Source organism: Enterobacter sp. MG-EB028 (genome assembly GCF_056673305.1).
On the sequence record NZ_CP195079.1, the window covers coordinates 2,524,762 to 2,545,374 of the forward strand.

Annotated in this window: 17 protein-coding genes; 15 read left to right on the plus strand and 2 right to left on the minus strand. The window is 58.1% G+C overall.

All coding sequences use genetic code 11. From position 1 onward, the window contains the following. The first annotated feature begins 349 nt into the window (after positions 1-349). Positions 350-1,459: a porin OmpC gene (locus ACR42C_RS12005; RefSeq protein ID WP_061098128.1), complete on the plus strand. Its 1,110-nt coding sequence runs from the start codon at positions 350-352 to the stop codon at positions 1,457-1,459. A 49-nt stretch (positions 1,460-1,508) separates the two neighbouring features. On the opposite strand, the gene ACR42C_RS12010 is transcribed toward ACR42C_RS12005, so the two are convergent. Beyond that, positions 1,509-2,453: a LysR substrate-binding domain-containing protein gene (locus ACR42C_RS12010; RefSeq protein WP_116339731.1), complete on the minus strand. Its 945-nt coding sequence runs from the start codon at positions 2,451-2,453 to the stop codon at positions 1,509-1,511. 170 nt (positions 2,454-2,623) lie between these two features. Between ACR42C_RS12010 and ACR42C_RS12015 the strand changes: the two genes are divergently transcribed. The 7 genes from ACR42C_RS12015 to ACR42C_RS12045 are packed head-to-tail and all read left to right on the plus strand — an operon-like array spanning position 2,624 to position 9,075. Then, complete coding sequence (locus ACR42C_RS12015; RefSeq protein WP_192982180.1) at positions 2,624-3,574, plus strand: branched-chain amino acid ABC transporter permease; 951 nt, start codon at positions 2,624-2,626, stop codon at positions 3,572-3,574. An 8-nt stretch (positions 3,575-3,582) separates the two neighbouring features. Next, positions 3,583-4,689: a branched-chain amino acid ABC transporter permease gene (locus ACR42C_RS12020; protein ID WP_320720545.1), complete on the plus strand. Its 1,107-nt coding sequence runs from the start codon at positions 3,583-3,585 to the stop codon at positions 4,687-4,689. Then, positions 4,686-5,453 carry an ABC transporter ATP-binding protein gene (locus ACR42C_RS12025; protein WP_320720546.1) on the plus strand — a complete coding sequence of 256 codons (768 nt, stop codon included), beginning with the start codon at positions 4,686-4,688 and terminating at the stop codon, positions 5,451-5,453. Before ACR42C_RS12020 ends, ACR42C_RS12025 begins: the two co-directional genes overlap by 4 nt. After that, the gene (locus ACR42C_RS12030; protein ID WP_320720547.1) at positions 5,446-6,165 is read left to right on the plus strand and encodes an ABC transporter ATP-binding protein; all 720 of its coding nucleotides are present in this window, start codon (positions 5,446-5,448) and stop codon (positions 6,163-6,165) included. The genes ACR42C_RS12025 and ACR42C_RS12030 overlap by 8 nt, the downstream gene beginning before the upstream one ends. Before the next feature lie 28 nt (positions 6,166-6,193). Further along, the gene (locus ACR42C_RS12035) at positions 6,194-7,351 is read left to right on the plus strand and encodes a branched-chain amino acid ABC transporter substrate-binding protein (protein WP_479984135.1); all 1,158 of its coding nucleotides are present in this window, start codon (positions 6,194-6,196) and stop codon (positions 7,349-7,351) included. Positions 7,352-7,369: 18 nt separating this feature from the next. Next, positions 7,370-7,852, plus strand: a complete 483-nt coding sequence (locus tag ACR42C_RS12040) for an L-2-amino-thiazoline-4-carboxylic acid hydrolase (protein ID WP_116339718.1) — start codon at positions 7,370-7,372, stop codon at positions 7,850-7,852. Then, complete coding sequence (locus tag ACR42C_RS12045; protein ID WP_479984136.1) at positions 7,849-9,075, plus strand: Zn-dependent hydrolase; 1,227 nt, start codon at positions 7,849-7,851, stop codon at positions 9,073-9,075. The genes ACR42C_RS12040 and ACR42C_RS12045 overlap by 4 nt, the downstream gene beginning before the upstream one ends. Before the next feature lie 61 nt (positions 9,076-9,136). On the opposite strand, the gene ACR42C_RS12050 is transcribed toward ACR42C_RS12045, so the two are convergent. Next, positions 9,137-10,624, minus strand: a complete 1,488-nt coding sequence (locus ACR42C_RS12050) for a SmvA family efflux MFS transporter (protein WP_479984137.1) — start codon at positions 10,622-10,624, stop codon at positions 9,137-9,139. Between the two features lie 115 nt (positions 10,625-10,739). On the opposite strand from ACR42C_RS12050, the gene ACR42C_RS12055 reads away from it, so the two are divergent. From ACR42C_RS12055 to ACR42C_RS12085, 7 genes are all read left to right on the plus strand, one after another. Next, positions 10,740-11,315: a TetR family transcriptional regulator gene (locus ACR42C_RS12055; RefSeq protein ID WP_479984138.1), complete on the plus strand. Its 576-nt coding sequence runs from the start codon at positions 10,740-10,742 to the stop codon at positions 11,313-11,315. A gap of 209 nt (positions 11,316-11,524) precedes the next feature. Further along, on the plus strand, positions 11,525-12,910 hold the full coding sequence (locus tag ACR42C_RS12060; RefSeq protein ID WP_479984139.1) for a NarK family nitrate/nitrite MFS transporter: 1,386 nt from the start codon (positions 11,525-11,527) through the stop codon (positions 12,908-12,910). 67 nt (positions 12,911-12,977) lie between these two features. Next, positions 12,978-16,718: a nitrate reductase subunit alpha gene (locus ACR42C_RS12065; protein WP_479984140.1), complete on the plus strand. Its 3,741-nt coding sequence runs from the start codon at positions 12,978-12,980 to the stop codon at positions 16,716-16,718. Further along, on the plus strand, positions 16,715-18,259 hold the full coding sequence (gene narH, locus ACR42C_RS12070; protein ID WP_008501747.1) for a nitrate reductase subunit beta: 1,545 nt from the start codon (positions 16,715-16,717) through the stop codon (positions 18,257-18,259). Before ACR42C_RS12065 ends, narH begins: the two co-directional genes overlap by 4 nt. Next, entirely contained in the window at positions 18,259-18,954 is a 696-nt protein-coding gene (narW, locus tag ACR42C_RS12075; protein ID WP_479984141.1) for a nitrate reductase molybdenum cofactor assembly chaperone, read from the plus strand. Before narH ends, narW begins: the two co-directional genes overlap by 1 nt. Further along, a complete protein-coding gene (gene narI, locus ACR42C_RS12080) occupies positions 18,951-19,631 on the plus strand; it encodes a respiratory nitrate reductase subunit gamma (protein WP_061098122.1) in 681 nt (226 codons plus the stop codon). Before narW ends, narI begins: the two co-directional genes overlap by 4 nt. A 236-nt stretch (positions 19,632-19,867) precedes the next feature. Then, positions 19,868-20,581: an isochorismatase family protein gene (locus tag ACR42C_RS12085; protein WP_320720553.1), complete on the plus strand. Its 714-nt coding sequence runs from the start codon at positions 19,868-19,870 to the stop codon at positions 20,579-20,581. Positions 20,582-20,613 lie beyond the last annotated feature (32 nt).

Sequence of the window (20,613 nt, forward strand, 5' to 3'; positions counted from 1 at the left end):
CTTTCGTAAATGCCACACACCTTAAATTGACATAACCTGACACCTGCGCGTAACTACTTCCCTGCGAATATTACCGTCCTTAATAGTAAGAAATGCAATGGTCCACGCCTCCGGAACCGTTTAAAAATAAATCCACGCCGATTAAATATTCGCCACCTCAAATTATCATGGCGTCATTAACCCGATCTCGATCACACTAAATGAAATTATTACTCATATTTTGAAACTTATTATTGAAAGGCAGCGACAAGATTTTTAAAAATAGCACGCCGTTGTCGAACAGCCTCGTATAGAAATTGCTCGCAATGGTTCAGGAAATACTGAAAAAAAATTATAAGGAATATTTAAGATGAAACTTAAATTAGTTGCAGTGGCAGTCACTTCCATGTTGGCAGCAGGCGTTGTAAACGCAGCTGAAATTTATAACAAAGACGGTAACAAGCTGGATCTGTACGGTAAAGTGACAGGTCTGCACTATTTCTCTGATGACGCTGGCGCAGACGGTGATAAAACCTACATGCGTATCGGCTTCAAGGGTGAAACCCAGGTTAACGACCAGCTGTCCGGTTACGGCCAGTGGGAATACCAGATTCAGGGTAACAAAGACGAAGGCGACAACCAGTCCTGGACCCGTGTGGCCTTCGCAGGTCTGAAGTTCGCTGAAGCCGGTTCATTCGATTACGGTCGTAACTACGGCGTGATTTACGACGTGACCTCCTGGACCGACGTTCTGCCAGAATTCGGCGGAGACACCTACGGCGCAGACAACTTCCTGCAGTCTCGTGCAAACGGCGTAGCAACTTACCGTAACCAGGACTTCTTCGGTCTGGTTGACGGCCTGAACTTTGCCCTGCAGTACCAGGGTAAAAACGGCAGCGTAAGCGGTGAAAACACCAACGGCCGCAGCCTGCTGAACCAGAACGGCGACGGCTACGGCGCATCCCTGACTTACGATCTGGGTGAAGGCTTCAGCGTTGGGGGGGCAATGTCCTCCTCCAAACGTACCGCTGACCAGAATGCGGCTGGCGTATACGGTGAAGGCGACCGCGCTGAAGTGTACAGCGGCGGCGTGAAGTACGACGCGAACAATATCTACCTTGCCGCGCAGTACTCTCAGACCTACAACGCGACCCGCTTCGGTACCTCTAACGGCAACCGCAGCGACATTTACGGTTTCGCAAACAAGGCGCAAAACTTCGAAGTTGTGGCTCAGTACCAGTTCGACTTTGGCCTGCGTCCATCCATTGCTTACCTGCAGTCTAAAGGTAAAGACATCGAGAACTTCGGCGACCAGGATCTGGTTAAATACATCGATGTTGGCACGACCTACTATTTTAACAAAAACATGTCCACCTACGTGGATTACAAAATCAACCTGCTGGACGATAACCAGTTCACTCGCCAGGCAGGTATCGGTACCGACAACATCGTTGCGCTGGGTCTGACCTACCAGTTCTAAACCTTGTTTGTACAAAAGCCAGCTGAATAAGCTGGCTTTTTTCTTCTCTTTACCCCGCAGACGACTCCCCGCCCGCAGCCCTGCGAAGCCAGTTTTGCAGCAGCTTACCGTCCTCGGTCATCTCTGAATCTGTACGTACGCAGAGGTGATAGTCGCGCCCGTCATCGATGGGTAGGTCAAATATCTTCACCAGCTCACCGCTCTCCAGGTAAGGTGCGATCAGCGGCTCGCGCATTAACGCGCAGCCCAGCCCGGCCTGCACACCTGCCAGCGTCAACAGCCCGTCTTCAAACAGAGGGCCGCTGCGCCGGAGAGGACGTTTTACCCCCTGCAACAGAAACCACTGCGCCCACGTGGTGCGCTCTTCATCATGCAGCAGCGGCATTTGCAGCAGCTGCTCAGGCGTGTCGATATGGCCATGAATACGCAAAAACGTGCGGCTGCACACCGGCACCATCTGTCCGGAAATTAGCTTTTCACTTTGATAGCCCGCCCACTGACCGTTACCAAAACGAATCGACATATCCGACGCATCGCTCAGATAGTTACGATGGTTGGCATACACTACGTTGATCTCGGTCTGCGGATTCGCGCGCATAAAAGCAGGCAGACGCGGGATAAACCACCCCATGCCAAAGAGCGGGATCAGGCTGATGGTGACCTGACGCGTTTGCGCCTGCTCAGCCAGATGTTCCGTTGCCTGGCGCAGCACGTTAAACGCCGCACGGATCGAGCGGTAGTATTCACGTCCGTGCTGGCTCAGCACCAGCCTTCGCCCCTGACGCTCCGTCAGTGGCATTTGCAGATAGCCTTCGAGCACCTTGAGCTGATGGCTGACAGCCGACGGTGAGATCTCAAGTTCCTGCGCGGCCAGCGTGACGCTGCCCAGCCGGGCAATGGCCTCAAAGGCACGTACGGCCCGAAGCGGTGGATCGTTTGCCAGGCGACTGTCTGCATAAGCAGACGCATCCGCTAATTGTTCTGTTTTATTCATATATTGATTTCTTTAGGCTTATCCGCCAAAAACAGGCTTACACTATCTTTATATAAATCATCAAGATAAAGCAATATCGGTTTATCATAAGAAATAATATATGTGTATTTTACAATTTAATTCATTTATCGGATGGTAGCCGCAGAAGAAGCTCTTTGCGGGTACAAACGTTGGATACACTCATACAACAACTGATCAACGGCGTGATGCTGGGAAGCATTTACGCGCTGATCGCGCTGGGCTATACCATGGTGTATGGCATCTTGCGCATTATTAACTTCGCTCACGGCGATATTCTGATGGTCGGGGCGCTCACCACGCTTTCCGCCATTAACGCCCTGAACGCCACCTTTCCGCACATGCCGCTGCTGTTGCAGCTTGGTGTTGCCCTTGTGATTGCGATGGCCGTCTGCGCCCTGCTGGCCATGGCCGTTGAGCGCTTTGCCTACCGCCGGCTGCGCAACGCCCCGCGCCTGGCGCCGCTGATCTCGGGTATCGGCGTCTCCGTCCTGCTGCAAACCCTGGCGATGATTATCTGGACGCGCAACCCGCTGATGTTCCCGCAGATCCTGCCGATGGACCCTATCGCCGTCACATCCGGCAGCGAAGCGCATCCTCCCGCCATCATCACCGTCACCGGTATCGTCACCGTTGTCCTGGCGCTGGCGGTAATGACTGGGCTGTGGCTGCTGGTGGAATACACCCGCCTGGGGCGCGGCATGCGCGCCGTTGCGGAAAACCCACGCGTGGCAATGCTGATGGGGGTTAACCCAAACGCCATTATTACCCTGACGTTTGCCATTGGTGGCGTATTTGCCGCGCTGGCAGGCGTGATGATGGCGAGCAACTACGGCAACGCCAGCTTCTCAATGGGCTTTTTGCCCGGGATTAAAGCCTTTACCGCCGCCGTACTGGGGGGCATTGGCAACATTCGTGGCGCAATGGTTGGCGGCATCCTGCTCGGCATTATCGAAGCGCTGGGCGCAGGTTACCTTGGTGAACTAACCGATGGCGTATTTGGCAGCAACTATCAGGACGTCTTTGCCTTTATGGTGCTGATCCTGGTGCTGGTCTTCCGTCCGGCTGGCCTGCTGGGCGAGCGCGTGGCGCACAGAGCGTAAGGAATACCATGACAACACTTCAACTCCAGACCCCGGCAACAACGCGCAAATTCTGGTCAGGCATGAGCCTGTTCTGCCTTGCGCTGCTGGTTGCCCCCATGGTAGCCACGCAGCTGGGCGGCAACTACTGGGTGCGCGTTATCGACTTCGCCCTGCTCTACATCATGCTGGCGCTGGGGCTCAATATTGTGGTGGGCTATACCGGCCTGCTGGATATGGGGTTTATCGCCTTTTACGCGGTCGGGGCTTACCTCGCTGCGCTAATGGCCTCGCCACATTTGCTGGAGGTATTTCCTCTCCTCGGCGTCTGGTTCCCGGACGGGCTGCACACATCATATCTGCTGATTATTCCGCTGGCTGCGCTTGTTGCCGCAGTCTGCGGCATTTTACTGGGTGCTCCCACGCTGAAGCTGCGTGGCGACTACCTGGCGATAGTGACCCTCGGATTTGGGGAAATTATCCGCATCCTGATGCGTAACCTCGACCGTCCGGTGAACATCACCAATGGTGCAAAGGGCATCACTGGGGTAGATACGCTGAATCTGTTCGGCCTGAAGTTCAGCGGCGTCTATCACTGGTTCGGCGTTAAAGTGCCTGCCCTGTGGCTGTGGTACTACCTGCTGATGCTGGTCATTGTGGCGATTATTGTTGTCTGCCTGCGCCTGCAGCATTCCCGTATTGGTCGTGCCTGGCACGCCATCCGTGAAGACGAGGATGTGGCCCGCGCGATGGGCATCAACGTGCGTAACTACAAGCTGCTGGCCTTTGCGATGGGCGCCTCTTTTGGTGGCGTGGCGGGCGCCCTGTTCGGCGCGTTTCAGGGCTTTGTCTCCCCGGAATCCTTCACTTTACAGGAATCCATTGCCGTGCTGGCGATGGTGGTGCTGGGCGGTATGGGGCACATTCCCGGCGTGATCCTCGGCGCGGTACTGCTTACCGCCCTGCCGGAACTGCTGCGCAGCCAGGCAGCCCCGATACAGCAGGCGCTGTTCGGCACGGTACTGATTGACCCGGAAGTGTTGCGTCAGCTTTTCTACGGCCTGGCGCTGGTACTGGTCATGCTGGTGCGCCCCTCTGGGATCTGGCCGGTACGCCACAAAGAGGTGAATACATGAGTCTGTTAACCGTGCGTAATATGTCAAAACGCTTCGGCGGCCTTACCGCCGTGGACGACGTTTCGCTCTGCGTAAATAAGGGTGAGATCTACGGACTCATCGGCCCTAACGGGGCGGGAAAAACCACCTGCTTTAACCTGATCACCGGGCTTTATCCGGCGGACAGCGGTGAGTTTTCTATTGCCGATAAGCCCTATTTCCCGAAGCACATTGAGAACGTTACCGCCGCCGGGATTGCGCGCACCTTTCAGAACGTGCGCCTCTTTAACGACATGTCGGTGCTGGAAAACGTGATGGTGGGCCGCCACGTGCGCACCCGTAACGGTCTGTGGGCCGCGCTGAGCCGCCACAGACGTGCACGCGAGGAAGAGAGGCAGACCCGGGAGCTGGCCTGGCACTGGCTGGAGTACACCGGTATTGCGAAGTTCGCCCACTACCGCGCCCGCGATCTGGCCTATGGTCACCAGCGCCGTCTCGAAATTGCCCGCGCGCTGGCAACGGAACCGCTGCTGCTGGCGCTGGACGAACCCGCCGCCGGGATGAACGCGGCGGAAAAAGTGGCGCTTGGCGAACTACTTACCCGTATCCGGGATGACGGTAAAACCCTGCTGATGATTGAGCATGACGTCAAGCTGGTGATGGGCATCTGCGACCGCCTGACGGTGCTCGATTACGGCAAAACGCTCGCCACCGGCACGCCGGAAAGCGTGCGTCGCGACCCGGCGGTGATCGCCGCCTGGCTTGGAGGCAACCCCCATGTCTGAATTACTGAAGGTAGAACGTCTGGACGTGCATTACGGCGGCATTCAGGCCGTACGCGATGTCTCCTTTACCCTTCACGAGGGCGAACAGGCTACGCTGATCGGCGCTAACGGCGCGGGGAAAAGCTCCACCGTGCGCGCCGTTACCGGGCTGGAAAGCTTTAGCGGCAGCATTGAATTCAGCGGTAAAGCGGTACGTAAACACAGCCCCGAAGCCCTGCTCCGCGACGGGCTGGTCATGGTCCCGGAGGGACGCGGGATCTTCTCCCGCATGACGGTACTGGAAAATCTGCAGATGGGCGCCTGGCTCAGGCGTGACACTGTCACCGTTAAGCGCGAGATGAACGATATTTTCGGGCGCTTCCCGCGTCTGGGCGAACGCCAGCATCAGCTTGCCGGCCTGCTGTCCGGCGGTGAGCAACAGCTGCTGGCCCTTAACCGTGCCCTGCTCAGTCACCCGCGGCTGTTGATCCTCGACGAACCCTCGATGGGCCTTGCGCCGAAGATGGTAGAAAACATTTTTTCCGTCATCGCCGACCTGCGCGAGCGCGGCGTTGCCCTGCTTCTCATCGAACAAAACGCCCGTCTCGCGCTGGAAGTCACCGACAGCGCGTGGGTCATGGACAGCGGCAGCATTGTTCATCATGGCGAATCGAAAGCGCTGCTCAATGACGACCAGATTGCACAGATTTATTTGGGCGAAATGCCTGTTTAACAACACCAGCCAACATCAGGGAAATACAATGAAAACAGTAAAAATCAGTGCGCTCAGCGCCGCTATTCTGCTCGGTAGTTTTGCCTCTACCGGTGCCTGGGCCGCCGAAGGGGAAACCGTAGTTATCGGTCTGGCAGGCCCGCTCACCGGCCCGTCTGCCCGTATCGGTAAAGATCTGGAAAACGGCGCGCAGCTGGCTATCGATGACATCAACAAGCAGCACCCGACCATCGGCGGCAAAGCGGTAACCTTCAAACTGCAGTCCGAAGACGATCAGTCAGACCCGCGCACTGCCGTAGCCGTCGCGCAGCGCCTTGTCGACAGCGGCGTGGCAGGTGTGGTCGGCCACTGGAACACCGGCACCAGCATTCCTGCGGCCCGCATTTACCACGATGCGGGCATCGCCCAGGTGGCACCGGTCGCAACCGGCCATGCCTATACCAAACAGGGTTTTGACACCAGCTTCCGCGTGATGGGCCACGACGATGACGGCGGCCAGCTCGCCGGCCAGTACGCGGTCAACGCGCTGAAAGCCAAACGCATTGCGGTGATCGACGACCGTACCGCCTTTGGTCAGGGTCTGGCGGACCAGTTTATTAAATCGCTTGAAGCGCAGGGCGTGAAGGTTGTCGATCGTCAGTATGTGGATGACAAAACGGTGGACTTCAGCGCCGTGCTGACCGCTATCCGGAGTAAAAACGCCGATCTGATCTTCTTCGGCGGCGTCGACAGCCAGGCCGCACCGCTGGCGCGTCGTATCAAACAGCTGGGCATGAACGCCACCCTGATGGGCGCAGGCGGATTTGTCAGCCAGACGTTCCTGCAGCTGGCGCAGAAAGAAGGCGAAGGCGTGGTCGCGCTGGAGCCGGGTCTGCCGGTAGACCAGATGCCGGGCGGTAAAGCGTTCGAACAGGCGTACCAGTCACGCTACCACACCCATATCGAACTGCACGCCCCGTTCGCCTATGACGCTACCCGCGTGCTGGTTGCGGCGATGGAAAAAGCAGACTCCGTTGAGCCGTCCGACTATCTGCCCGCCCTGCGCGCCATCAGCTACGCCGGCGTCACCGGACAGATCGCGTTTGATAAAGAAGGTAACCTGAAATCGCCGTCTTTCACCGTTTACAAAGTTGTCGATGGCAAATGGCAGCCGCAGACCGTGCTGGGTGGCGCAAAAGCGAAGTAACGCAGTGAGGGCAATGTGATGAGTGATAATAACGAGCTGGGCATTCTCGCCCGCCGCAAAATTGAAGCAGAAATTATTAAGCCAATTTATGAAATCCTGGTGCGCGAGATAGGAAAAGCTCGCGCACAGGCGGTCATTGGCGAGGCTATCGAGCAGGCCGCGATTGACGCAGGCAAAGCGTTTGCCAGCAAAGAACCCAACGGCGCGGACGTCAAGAGTTTCATCGCTCTGCAGTATCTGTGGGAAAAAGATAACGCGCTTGACGTGAAGGTGATCGACGCCGACGACCAGCAGTACAACTACAACGTGACCCGCTGCCGCTACGCGGAGATGTATCACGAAATGGGGCTGGGCGAGATTGGTCATCTGCTCTCCTGCGCGCGCGATGAAAAATTCATCGTTGGCTATGCGCCTGACGTAAAGCTGACCCGCACGACCACCATCATGCAGGGCGGTTCGTGCTGTGATTTCCGCTACCGCAGCAGTAAGGACAAGACATGATCCGCGTTAACGCCGAACGGCTGTGGTCAACCCTTGAGATGATGGCGCAGATCGGAGGCACGCCCGCCGGTGGCGTGACCCGTCTGGCACTGAGCGAGGAAGATCGCATTGCGCGTAACCTGCTGCGCGACTGGGCGCTGGACGCGGGTTTCACCTGCGACATCGACAGCATGGGCACTATGTTTATCCGCCGCGCCGGGAAAAACCCGCAGCTTGCTCCGGTCATGACAGGTTCACATGTGGATACCCAGCCGCTGGGCGGTAACTACGACGGGGTGTACGGCGTGCTGGCCGGGCTGGAGCTGCTGCGAACCCTTAACGATTATCACGTTGAGACTGAACGTGACGTTGTGCTGGTGAACTGGACTAACGAAGAAGGCGCGCGCTTTGCACCGGCCATGCTCGCTTCAGGGGTCTGGGCGGGACAGTTTAGCGAAGCGTACGCGCATTCCCGCGCGGATAACGAAGGCATCACCGTGGGGGAAGCGCTGGATAACATCTGCTACCGGGGGGAAGCCCCTGCCCGCGCGTTTCCGGTTCACGCCTGCTACGAACTGCACATCGAACAGGGCCCGATCCTGGAAGATGAAGCCGTCGATATCGGGTTAGTCCGTGCGGCTATGGGCCAGCGCTGGTTTACCCTCACGCTGGATGGATTCGCCGCCCATGCAGGCACCACGCCGATGCACAGCCGCCGCGATGCGTTAACCGCATTTGCCGATCTGGCGCTGAAGGTGGAAGAGATTGGCTATCGGCATGCACCGGACGGACGCGCGACGATCGGTATGGCGCAGGTTACGCCAAACTCGCGCAACGTGGTGCCGTCTCGCGTGGTGTGCAGCGTGGAGTTCAGACATCCTGCCCGGGAGGCGCTGGAAGCGATGGAGACAGCGCTGCATCTGGCGGCGCAAAGCCTGAGCGCGCGGGGCGTAACGGCTGATGTGGAACGGATTTTTGACTACGCGCCGATTGCGTTTGATGCCGTATGCCTGGCCCGCACGGAGAAAGCAGTAGCGGAACTAGGCTATTCGTCGAAATCCATGGTCTCTGGCGCGGGACACGACGCCTGCTACGTCAGCAAAGTCGCGCCTGCCAGCATTATCTTCATTCCCTGCGTGAAGGGTATCAGCCACAACGAAGCCGAGAAGATCCTGCCGGAGTGGGCAGAGAAAGGGGCAAACGTGCTGCTGCACAGCGTGCTTGCCGCCGCGCAGGACACATAAGCCGCCTTACCGGGCCTGCAAAAACGCTCCCGCAGGCCCGGTAAGCTCAACCTGGCACATTTTACGGCTTCGGCACCTTCGCCAGGCTAAACCAGATCCCGACGGCCAGCAGCAACAGCATTCCTCCTGCGCTGCCCAGCGCCACGCTGTGCGAGGTGATAAACGCGCTTTTCGCCGCCTCAATCACCGGCTCCGCCAGCGTTGGCGTCAGATCCTGCGCTACCTTCATTGCCTCACCTATGGATGACGAAGCCTGGTCGACGAGCGATGCATTGAGCCCCTGCGGCAGATTAATTGACGCGGAGAAGCTGCGGGTCAACAGCAGACCAAAGATGGCGATCCCCAGCCCGGCGCCCAGTTCATAGGACATGGTTTCAATGGCCCCTGCGGCGGCAGCTTTCTCTTTCGGCGCGGCCGCCATAATGGCCGAGGTCGAGGCCAGAAGCGCGCTGGCGGCGCTAAAGCCCAGCAGCACCATCAGGCCCCACGCCGGCCACTGCTGCGTGCTGAAATCAAGCATCGACAGACCGATAAAGCTGACCGCACTGAGGCCCATACCACCCGCAGCGACAATGCGCAGCCCCAGACGGCCCACCAGCACACCGGCGATCGGCCCGCTGAATCCGCTAGCCACCATCACCGGGAGCATGAACATGCCCGCCTCGAAGGGCGTAAAGCCGTGGACAAACTGCAGCTCTTGCGCCATCAGCAGTTCAAAGCCCACCAGCGCGATCATCGCCGTCATCGCCATCACCACGCCGCTTAAAATGATGCGGTGACAGAACAGGCGCATGTCGATCATCGGCACGCGGGCGCGCAGCTGGATACGCACGAAAATAAACAGCATCACGGCCCCCGTGAGCAAGGTACACGCCACAAGCCACGGCGACAGAACGCCTTTTAACGCAGTTTTGGCGCTGTAGACCAGCAGTAGAATGGCCACAATCAGCATGATCGCATGGCTGATATTTAACGGCTGCTCAGGGCGCCCTTCCTGCTGCGGGACAAAGCGCGCGGCAAGGGTAACGACGATAAGCACGATCGGCACGTTGATCAAAAATACCGAGCCCCAGTAGAAGTGCTCCAGCAGCATACCGCCAATCAGCGGACCAAACGCCGCCCCGCCTGAACCCACCGCCGCCCAGACGCCGAGCGCGATGTTGCGATCTTTCGCGTCGGTAAAGAGCGTGCGGATCCCCGCAAGCGTAGCCGGGATGATCATTGCCGCACCGATCGCCAGCGAGGCGCGCGCCGCTATCAGCCACCCTGCAGAGGGGGCAAACGCGGCCGCCAACGACGACAGGCCAAACAGCGTGCTGCCGATCATCAATAGCCGTTTAAAACCGATGCGGTCACCCAGGGCGCCCATCGGCAGCACCATTCCCGCCATTACCAGCGAGTAAATATCGATGATCCACAGCAATTCATTGCCGCTGGCGCCCAGCGTCATGCTCAATGTCGGCGCCGCCACGTGCAGCACCGTCGCGTCAATCGCCACCGGGATATACACCAGCACGATAATCACTAACGCTAACCACTGACGAAACATAAATTTCCTTTTTATTCAAACATGGACACATGTCCAGGATGCGATCCTACGTAAAGTTGAACGCATGTCCAGCTTTTTGTTACACTCGTTTCGGTCCTATTGAGGGTAGAAAAAAATGCGGTATTTGAACAAGGAAGAGAGACGGGAAGCAATCCTCCAGGCCGCGATGCGTGTGGCCCTGAGCGAGGGGCTGGCCGCTATGACGGTACGGCGCATTGCCGCAGAAGCGGGCGTCGCGACCGGACAGGTCCACCACCACTTTGCCTCCGGCGGCGAGTTAAAATCGCTGGCGTTTGTGCGCGTGATCCGCGAGCTGCTGGATGCCGACGTGGTGGGCGAAAACGCCAGCTGGCGGGAACGGCTGCACAGCATGCTCGGCAGTGACGACGGTGGCCTTGAACCTTACATTCGCCTCTGGCGGGAAGCCCAAATTCTCGCCAGCCGGGATCCCGAGATCAAAGCGGCTTATGTCCTGACCATGGAGATGTGGCATCAGGAGACCGTGGCGATTATCCGTGCCGGGGCGGCTGCCTGCGCGTTCACGCTTAGCGATCGGGCGGAAAATATCGCCTGGCGTTTAATAGGGCTGGTTTGTGGCCTGGATGGGATCGCCGTATTAAATATGCCTGAAATGGACGATACGGCGTTTAATAAGCATCTCGACAAACTTATCACGCTGGAATTGTTTTAATACTCCTTCAGGAGTATTAATTTACGCGACATTTACAATTAGTAACACATTAAGCGAACCCTTATTTCCATTCTAATCTCGGGGGTTCGCTTTTTTATCTATCCTTTCAGATGTATCCCAAAACATCCTAAAAACCCAATAATACATAACCACCCATCTTTTTGTTTTTACTTCATTTTTCTCTCCGTCAAGGTAAGCAAGAGGGCGATATGTCGCAACAAAGTGAAAAGAATAATCAGCATCTGTTGAGTAACTGGAAACCTGAAAACGCGCAATTTTGGGAGAATAAAGGAAAACATATCGCACGAAGAAACCTATGGATTTCTGTGGTTTGTCTGCTCCTTGCGTTTTGCGTGTGGATGCTATTTAGCGCCGTTGCGGTCAACCTCAATAAAGTCGGATTTAATTTCTCCACCGATGAGCTTTTTATGCTAACGGCATTACCTTCGCTCTCCGGCGCGATATTACGCGTGCCCTACTCGTTTATGGTGCCAATATTTGGCGGACGTTACTGGACGGTATTGAGTACCGTTATCCTGATTATTCCCTGCGTCTGGCTGGGGATTGCCGTTCAAAATACGGCCACCCCGTACTGGGTTTTTATCATCATCGCGCTGCTCTGCGGTTTTGCCGGAGCCAACTTCGCATCCAGCATGGGTAACATCAGCTTCTTCTTCCCGAAAGCCAGACAGGGCAGCGCGCTGGGCATCAACGGCGGGCTGGGCAACCTGGGCGTCAGCGTGATGCAGCTGGTGGCGCCATTGGTGATTTTCCTGCCGATGTTTACCTTCCTCGGCGTGCACGGCGTGCCGCAGGAGGACGGCTCGACGATGTGGCTGGCCAATGCGGCCTGGATCTGGGCGCCGCTGCTGCTGCTGGCAACCCTTGCGGCATTTTTCGGCATGAACGATATTGCCAGTTCAAAAGCCTCCATCGCCAGCCAGCTGCCGGTGCTGAAGCGCTTTCACCTCTGGCTGCTAAGCCTGCTCTATCTGGCGACCTTCGGCTCCTTTATCGGCTTCTCGGCGGGCTTTGCCATGCTGTCAAAAACCCAGTTCCCGGACGTGAACATCCTGCACCTCGCCTTCTTTGGCCCACTTATCGGCGCGCTGGCGCGTTCAGCGGGCGGGATGATCTCTGACAAGCTGGGCGGCGTGCGGGTCACGCTGATTAACTTCGTCTTTATGGCCCTCTTTAGCGCCCTGATCTTCCTGACCCTGCCCGGCTCTGGCTCCGGCAGCTTTGTCGCCTTCTATCTGGTGTTTATGGGCCTGTTCCTTACCGCCGGGCTGGGCAGCGGTTCGACCTTCCAGATGATCGCGATTATTTTCCGCCAAATCACCCTCGACCGCGTCAAAAAGCAGGGCGGCACGGACGAACAGGCGCAGCACGAAGCGGTGACGGAGACCGCCGCCGCGCTGGGCTTTATCTCCGCCATCGGCGCCGTTGGCGGGTTCTTTATTCCCAAAGCCTTTGGCACCTCGCTGGCGATGACCGGGTCGCCGGTCGGTGCCATGAAGGTCTTCCTCGCGTTTTACATCGTCTGCGTGCTTGTCACCTGGCTGGTGTACGGCCGCAAATCCTCACAAAAATAAAAATTACATCTTCGCCGGAGCGTGATGCAGCACTCTCCGGCCATGCTATCGAAGCAGGAGAAATGTCATGAGCAAACTGCTGGACCGCTTCCGTTACTTCAAAACAAAAGGTGACAGTTTCGCCGATGGGCACGGGCAGGTGTATCACACCAACCGCGACTGGGAGGACAGCTACCGTCAGCGCTGGCAGTTCGACAAGATTGTGCGTTCCACCCACGGCGTGAACTGCACCGGCTCCTGCAGCTGGAAGATTTACGTCAAAAACGGCCTGGTGACCTGGGAAACCCAGCAGACCGATTACCCCCGCACCCGCCCTGACCTGCCCAACCACGAGCCGCGCGGCTGCCCGCGTGGCGCAAGCTACTCGTGGTATCTCTACAGCGCCAACCGTCTCAAATACCCGCTGGTGCGCCGCCGGCTGATTGAACTCTGGCGCGAGGCGCTGGAGCAGCATACCGATCCGGTGCTCGCCTGGGATGCCATTCAAAACGATCCGCAAAAGGCGCAGAGCTACAGGAAGGCGCGCGGTAAAGGCGGGTTTATCCGCTCGAACTGGAAAGAGCTAAACCAGCTGATTGCCGCCGCCAACGTCTGGACCATCAAACACTACGGCCCGGATCGCGTGGCCGGTTTCTCGCCTATTCCGGCGATGTCGATGGTCTCCTACGCCGCCGGCACGCGCTATCTCTCCCTGCTGGGCGGCACCTGCCTGAGCTTCTACGACTGGTACTGTGACCTGCCGCCTGCATCGCCGATGACCTGGGGCGAGCAGACCGACGTGCCGGAGTCCGCCGACTGGTACAACTCCAGCTATATCATTGCCTGGGGCTCGAACGTGCCGCAAACGCGTACTCCGGACGCCCACTTCTTTACCGAGGTGCGCTACAAAGGCACCAAGACCGTCGCCATTACGCCGGACTTCTCGGAGGTCGCCAAGCTCAGCGACCAGTGGCTGGCCCCCAAACAGGGCACCGACAGCGCCCTCGCCATGGCGATGGGCCACGTGATCCTCAAAGAGTTCCACCTCGATAACCCGAGCGATTACTTCCTTAACTACTGCCGCCGCTATACCGACATGCCGATGCTGGTCCTGCTGGATGAGCAGTCAGACGGTCGCGTGGTGCCGGGCCGGATGCTGCGCGCCTCGGACCTTGTCGACGGGCTGGGGGAAACTAATAACCCAGAGTGGAAGACCGTCGCCTTCAATATTGCCGGGGATCTGGTGGTGCCAAACGGATCTATCGGTTTCCGCTGGGGAGAAAAAGGCAAATGGAACCTGGAATCGCTTGCCGCAGGCCAGGAAACCGAACTGACGCTTTCGCTGCTCATTACCCACGATAGCGTTGCGGACGTTGCCTTCCCCTACTTTGGCGGCAACGAAAACCCGCACTTCCGCAGCGTGAAGCAGGAGCCGGTGCTGACGCGCCGCGTGCCGAGCAAAACCCTGACGCTCGCCGACGGCAGCGAGAAACGCGTGGTCAGCGTTTACGATCTGGTGCTGGCTAACTACGGTCTCGATCGCGGCCTGGAAGACAGTAACGCCGCAGAAGGCTATGACCAGATCAAAGCTTATACCCCCGCCTGGGGCGAGCAGATCACCGGCGTGCCCGCCTGGCTGATTGAAAAAATCGCCCGCGAGTTTGCCGACACGGCGCACAAAACGCACGGTCGCTCAATGATCATCCTCGGTGCCGGGGTGAACCACTGGTACCACATGGACATGAACTACCGCGGGATGATCAACATGCTGGTCTTCTGCGGCTGCGTCGGGCAGAGCGGCGGCGGCTGGTCCCACTATGTGGGCCAGGAGAAGCTACGCCCGCAAACCGGCTGGCTGCCGCTGGCCTTCGCGCTGGACTGGAACCGCCCGCCGCGCCAGATGAACAGTACCTCCTTCTTCTACAACCACGCCAGCCAGTGGCGCTACGAGAAGCTGACTGCGCAGGAACTGCTCTCCCCGCTGGCAGATACGTCGAAATTCACCGGACACTTGATCGACTTCAACGTCCGCGCCGAGCGCATGGGCTGGCTGCCGTCGGCGCCGCAGCTCAGCCTGAATCCGCTGCACATAAAAGCCCGCGCGGATGCGGCAGGCATGACGCCGCAGGAGTACACCGTTCAGGCGTTAAAATCCGGCGATATCCGCTTCGCCTGCGAGCAGCCGGACAACGGTAAGAACCATCCACGCAACCTGTTCGTCTGGCGCTCTAACCTGCTCGGCTCGTCCGGGAAAGGCCACGAGTACATGCTGAAATACCTGCTCGGCACCGAGAGCGGCATTCAGGGCGAGGATTTAGGCTCAACGGACGACGTGAAGCCTGAGGAAGTGGAGTGGCAAACCGCCGCCATCGAGGGCAAGCTGGACCTGCTGGTAACGCTCGACTTCCGTATGTCCAGCACCTGCCTGTTCTCGGATATCGTTCTGCCGACCGCCACCTGGTATGAAAAAGACGATATGAATACCTCGGACATGCACCCGTTTATTCACCCGCTCTCGGCCGCCGTCGACCCGGCGTGGGAATCGCGCAGCGACTGGGAGATCTACAAAGGCATCGCCAAAGTTTTCTCCGAGGTCTGCGTCGGCCACCTGGGCACTGAAACTGACGTGGTGTTGCAGCCGTTACAGCACGACTCCCCGGCGGAACTGTCGCAGCCGTTTGATATTCAGGACTGGCGCAAAGGGGAATGCGATCTGATCCCCGGTAAAACGGCTCCGAACATCGCCGTGGTCGAACGTAACTACCCGGAAACCTGGGAGCGCTTCACCTCCCTCGGCCCGCTGATGGACACGCTCGGCAACGGCGGAAAAGGCATATCGTGGAACACCCAGAACGAGGTGGATTTCCTCGGCAAGCTCAACTACGTCAAGCTCGACGGCCCGGCGAAAGGCCGACCGCGTATTGAAACCGCCATTGATGCCTCCGAGGTGATCCTCGCCCTCGCGCCGGAAACCAACGGCCAGGTGGCGGTGAAGGCCTGGGAAGCGCTCGGGGAACTGACCGGGCGCGATCACACCCACCTGGCGCTGAATAAGGAAGACGAGAAGATCCGCTTCCGCGATATCCAGGCGCAGCCGCGTAAAATCATCTCCAGCCCGACCTGGTCCGGCCTGGAAAGCGAGCATGTCTCCTACAACGCGGGCTATACCAACGTCCACGAGCTGATCCCGTGGCGTACCCTCTCTGGTCGGCAGCAGCTGTATCAGGATCATCCCTGGATGCGCGCCTTCGGTGAGAGCCTGGTGGCCTATCGTCCACCGATTGACACCCGCAGCGTCACCCATATGCGCGAGATCCCACCGAACGGCTTCCCGGAAAAAGCGCTCAACTTCCTGACGCCGCACCAGAAATGGGGCATTCACTCCACCTACAGCGAAAACCTGCTGATGCAGACCCTGTCGCGCGGCGGCCCCATCGTCTGGATCAGCGAAACCGACGCGCGCGAGCTGGGCATTGAGGACAACGACTGGATCGAAGCCTTCAACGCCAACGGCGCCCTCACCGCCCGCGCGGTGGTCAGCCAGCGCGTGCCGCCGGGAATGACCATGATGTACCACGCCCAGGAGCGCATCCTGAACATTCCGGGGTCAGAAGTGACCGGACGGCGCGGCGGGATCCACAACTCGGTCACCCGCGTCTGCCCGAAACCGACGCACATGATCGGCGGCTATGCCCAGCTGGCGTACAGCTTTAACTATTACGGCACCGTCGGCTCCAACCGCGACGAGTTCATCATGATCCGCAAAATGAAAAACATTAACTGGCTGGACGGCGAAGGTCGGGATCAGGTACAGGAGGCGAAAAAATGAAGATACGCTCACAGGTTGGCATGGTTCTGAATCTCGATAAATGCATTGGCTGCCACACCTGCTCGGTCACCTGCAAGAACGTCTGGACCGGGCGCGAAGGGATGGAGTATGCGTGGTTTAACAACGTCGAAACCAAACCGGGCATCGGCTACCCGAAAAACTGGGAAGATCAGGAGGAGTGGCAAGGGGGCTGGATCCGCGGCATACACGGCAAGCTGACGCCGCGCCTCGGCGGCAAAATGGGCGTGCTGTCGAAAATTTTCGCCAACCCCGTCCTGCCGCAGATAGACGATTATTACGAGCCCTTCACCTTTGACTATCAGGATCTGCACCGCGCGCCGGAAGGGGATCACCTCCCTACCGCTCGCCCGCGCTCGCTGATTGACGGCAAGCGGATGGACAAAATCGTCTGGGGCCCCAACTGGGAGGAGCTGCTGGGCGGCGAGTTTGAAAAACGCGCCCGCGACCGCAACTTCCAGAAGATCCAGAAGGAGATGTACGGCCAGTTCGAAAACACCTTCATGATGTACCTGCCGCGCCTGTGCGAGCACTGTCTGAACCCGAGCTGCGTTGCCACCTGCCCGAGCGGCGCAATTTACAAGCGCGAAGAGGACGGCATCGTGCTGATCGACCAGGACAAATGCCGCGGCTGGCGCCTGTGCATCAGCGGCTGTCCGTACAAGAAAATCTACTTCAACTGGAAGAGCGGCAAGTCAGAAAAATGCATCTTCTGCTACCCGCGCATTGAGTCCGGCCAGCCGACCGTCTGCTCGGAAACCTGCGTCGGGCGCATCCGCTATCTCGGCGTGCTGCTGTACGACGCGGACCGCATTGAAGAGGCGGCAAGCACCGAGCATGAAACCGATCTGTACGAACGCCAGTGTGACGTATTCCTCAACCCGAACGATCCGGCGGTGATTGAGGAAGCGCTGAAACAGGGTATTCCGCAGAACGTGATTGACGCCGCCCAGCGTTCGCCGGTCTACAAAATGGCGATGGACTGGAAGCTCGCCCTGCCGCTGCATCCGGAATACCGCACCCTGCCGATGGTCTGGTACGTGCCGCCGCTGTCGCCGATTCAGTCCTACGCGGACGCCGGCGGCCTGCCGCAGAGTGACGGCGTCCTGCCTGCCGTGGAAAGCCTGCGTATTCCAGTGCAGTACCTGGCAAACATGCTCAGCGCGGGCGATACCGGCCCGGTGCTGCGTGCCCTGAAGCGCATGATGGCGATGCGTCACTACAAACGCTCCCAGACCGTGGAAGGCGTAACCGATACCCGCGCCATCGAAGAGGTCGGCCTGACCGAAGCGCAGGTTGAGGAGATGTACCGCTATCTGGCCATCGCCAACTACGAAGACCGCTTCGTGATCCCGACCAGCCACCGCGAAATGGCGCGCGACGCCTTCCCGGAGAAAAACGGCTGCGGCTTCACCTTTGGCGACGGCTGCCACGGCTCCGACACCAAATTCAACCTCTTCAACAGCAGCCGCATCGACGCGATCAACATCACCGAGGTGCGCGAACACGGGGAGGGAGAATAATGCAGATCCTTAAAATCATCGCGCTGCTGATTGAGTATCCCGATGAGCTGCTGTGGGAAAACCGCGATGAGGCGCTTTCCCTGGTTGAGCAGGACGCGCCCATGCTGCTGCCGTTTGCGCAGCAGCACCTGAGCGCCCCGCTGCTGGATAAGCAGGCCGAATGGTGCGAGGTGTTTGAACGCGGGCGCGCAACGTCCCTGCTGCTGTTCGAGCACGTTCACGCCGAGTCCCGCGATCGCGGTCAGGCGATGGTCGACCTGATGAGCCAGTACGAGAAAGCCGGGCTACAGCTGGACTGCCGCGAATTGCCGGACTATCTGCCGCTCTACCTGGAGTACCTCAGCATCGTTACTGATGAAGAGGCGCGCGAAGGATTGCAGAACGTCGCGCCGATCCTGGCGCTGATTGGCGGCCGCCTGAAGCAGCGCGGCGTGGCGCACTATCAGCTGTTTGATGCCCTGCTGACGCTGGCGGGCACGCGGCTCTCCAGCGACAGCGTGGCGAAACAGGTATCCGGTGAAAAACGGGATGATACCCACCAGGCGCTGGACGCCGTGTGGGAAGAGGAACAGGTGAAGTTTATCGAAGACAACGCCACATCGTGCGACAGCTCGCCGATGCAGCAATATCAACGACGCTTTAGCCAGGACGTCGCTCCGCAGTACGTGGACGTCAGCGCCGGAGGCCCAAAATGATCCATTACCTGAACGTGTTTTTCTATGACATTTATCCGTACATCTGCGCCACCGTGTTTTTCCTCGGCAGTTGGCTGCGCTACGACTACGGGCAGTACACCTGGCGCGCCTCGTCGAGCCAGATGCTCAGCAAGCGCGGTATGAACTGGGCCTCTAACCTGTTTCATATCGGGATTCTGGGGATCTTCTTCGGGCACCTGTTCGGCATGTTAACCCCGCACTGGATGTACGCCTGGTTTTTACCCGTCGCGGTTAAGCAGCAGCTAGCCATGATTGCGGGCGGGATTTGCGGCGTGCTGACGCTGATTGGCGGGTCAATGCTGCTTTACCGCCGCCTGTTCAACCAGCGGGTGCGCGCCACGTCCACTACGCCGGATATCATTATCATGAGTATCCTGCTGATCCAGTGCATCCTCGGGCTTTCAACCATTCCTTTCTCCGCCCAGTACCCTGACGGAAGCGAGATGATGAAGCTGGTCGGCTGGGCGCAGGGGATCGTGACGTTTAAGGGGGGCTCATCGGAGATGCTGAGCGGCGTTGCGCCGATCTTCCGCGTTCATCTGGTGCTGGGGATGACGATCTTCCTTATCTTCCCGTTCACCCGCCTGGTGCACGTGTGGAGCGCGCCGTTTGAGTACTTTACCCGGCGGTATCAGGTGGTGAGATCGCGCCGTTGATTTTGTCGGGTGGCGGCTTCGCCTTACCCGACCTGCGTTCAAGCTAGTGTAGGCCCGGGAAGGCGATGCCGACCGATAAAAACCACGTTCTGGTCAATCGTCCGCTGATTGAACCCGTTAGATATGCCGTCTCATAATGGCCCAAAAGTATCGTTATTGGTTCTCCAGGTGACTCATACCGTTAGCGACAGTGAGAAATAATGGCTCCCGAACACAACACAGAAGGAGTTCGCGTGATGAAACCATTTTTTCGTACAGCATTGCTAATCGGCATGATGAGCGCATTTTCCACTGAGGCTACCGCACAGGAGACAACCCGCATGAATACCAAAACCATTCGTGCAATGACGGGCGCAACGGCGACTTCGTCTTTATCCGCCTCACAAACTGCGTTAATCGTGGTGGATATCCAAAACGAATATTACGCAGGTAAAGATTTTCGTGGTCAGATGGTGATCCCTGATGGTGATAAGGTACTGAAGAATAGTCAAAAGCTGGTTAGCTATGCCCACCAAAAGGGGATGCCGGTCTACTTCGTTCGTCATATGGGGCCGAAAGACAGTCCACTGTTTGCCGAGGGATCTATCTATGCGCAGTTCCATAAAGATCTGCAGCCTTCTGCGCAAGACGCCATTATCACCAAAGCGACCCCGAGCTCTTTTGTTGGCACCGATCTGGATGCGCAATTAAAGAAAAAAGGGATTAAAAAGGTGATTGTGATTGGCCTGATGACGCATATGTGCATTTCGTCCACCGCGCGTGATGCTGTACCGCTGGGTTACAGCGTGATTATTCCTGACGATGCAACGGCAACACGCGATCTGGATGACGGTCAGGGTGGCGTGGTGGATCACAAAACGCTTCAGCGGGCGGCATTAGCCGGTGTGTCCGATGTATTTGCTGAGGTAATGACTACCAAAGACGTTATGGCATTGCCGGTCACAAAATAAGACCGGACTTGCTCCCTGTCACCAGCCAGGCT

Bases quoted from the DNA above. Each gene is read 5' to 3' on its own strand.
- ACR42C_RS12005 (WP_061098128.1), top strand. From the start codon at position 350: ATGAAACTTAAATTAGTTGCAGTGGCAGTCACTTCCATGTTGGCAGCA.
- ACR42C_RS12010 (WP_116339731.1), bottom strand. From the start codon at position 2,453: ATGAATAAAACAGAACAATTAGCGGATGCGTCTGCTTATGCAGACAGT.
- ACR42C_RS12035 (WP_479984135.1), top strand. From the start codon at position 6,194: ATGAAAACAGTAAAAATCAGTGCGCTCAGCGCCGCTATTCTGCTCGGT.
- ACR42C_RS12050 (WP_479984137.1), bottom strand. From the start codon at position 10,624: ATGTTTCGTCAGTGGTTAGCGTTAGTGATTATCGTGCTGGTGTATATC.
- ACR42C_RS12045 (WP_479984136.1), top strand. From the start codon at position 7,849: ATGATCCGCGTTAACGCCGAACGGCTGTGGTCAACCCTTGAGATGATG.
- ACR42C_RS12055 (WP_479984138.1), top strand. From the start codon at position 10,740: ATGCGGTATTTGAACAAGGAAGAGAGACGGGAAGCAATCCTCCAGGCC.
- ACR42C_RS12025 (WP_320720546.1), top strand. From the start codon at position 4,686: ATGAGTCTGTTAACCGTGCGTAATATGTCAAAACGCTTCGGCGGCCTT.
- narH (WP_008501747.1), top strand. From the start codon at position 16,715: ATGAAGATACGCTCACAGGTTGGCATGGTTCTGAATCTCGATAAATGC.
- ACR42C_RS12020 (WP_320720545.1), top strand. From the start codon at position 3,583: ATGACAACACTTCAACTCCAGACCCCGGCAACAACGCGCAAATTCTGG.
- ACR42C_RS12040 (WP_116339718.1), top strand. From the start codon at position 7,370: ATGAGTGATAATAACGAGCTGGGCATTCTCGCCCGCCGCAAAATTGAA.
- ACR42C_RS12065 (WP_479984140.1), top strand. From the start codon at position 12,978: ATGAGCAAACTGCTGGACCGCTTCCGTTACTTCAAAACAAAAGGTGAC.
- narI (WP_061098122.1), top strand. From the start codon at position 18,951: ATGATCCATTACCTGAACGTGTTTTTCTATGACATTTATCCGTACATC.
- ACR42C_RS12060 (WP_479984139.1), top strand. From the start codon at position 11,525: ATGTCGCAACAAAGTGAAAAGAATAATCAGCATCTGTTGAGTAACTGG.
- ACR42C_RS12085 (WP_320720553.1), top strand. From the start codon at position 19,868: ATGAAACCATTTTTTCGTACAGCATTGCTAATCGGCATGATGAGCGCA.
- narW (WP_479984141.1), top strand. From the start codon at position 18,259: ATGCAGATCCTTAAAATCATCGCGCTGCTGATTGAGTATCCCGATGAG.
- ACR42C_RS12030 (WP_320720547.1), top strand. From the start codon at position 5,446: ATGTCTGAATTACTGAAGGTAGAACGTCTGGACGTGCATTACGGCGGC.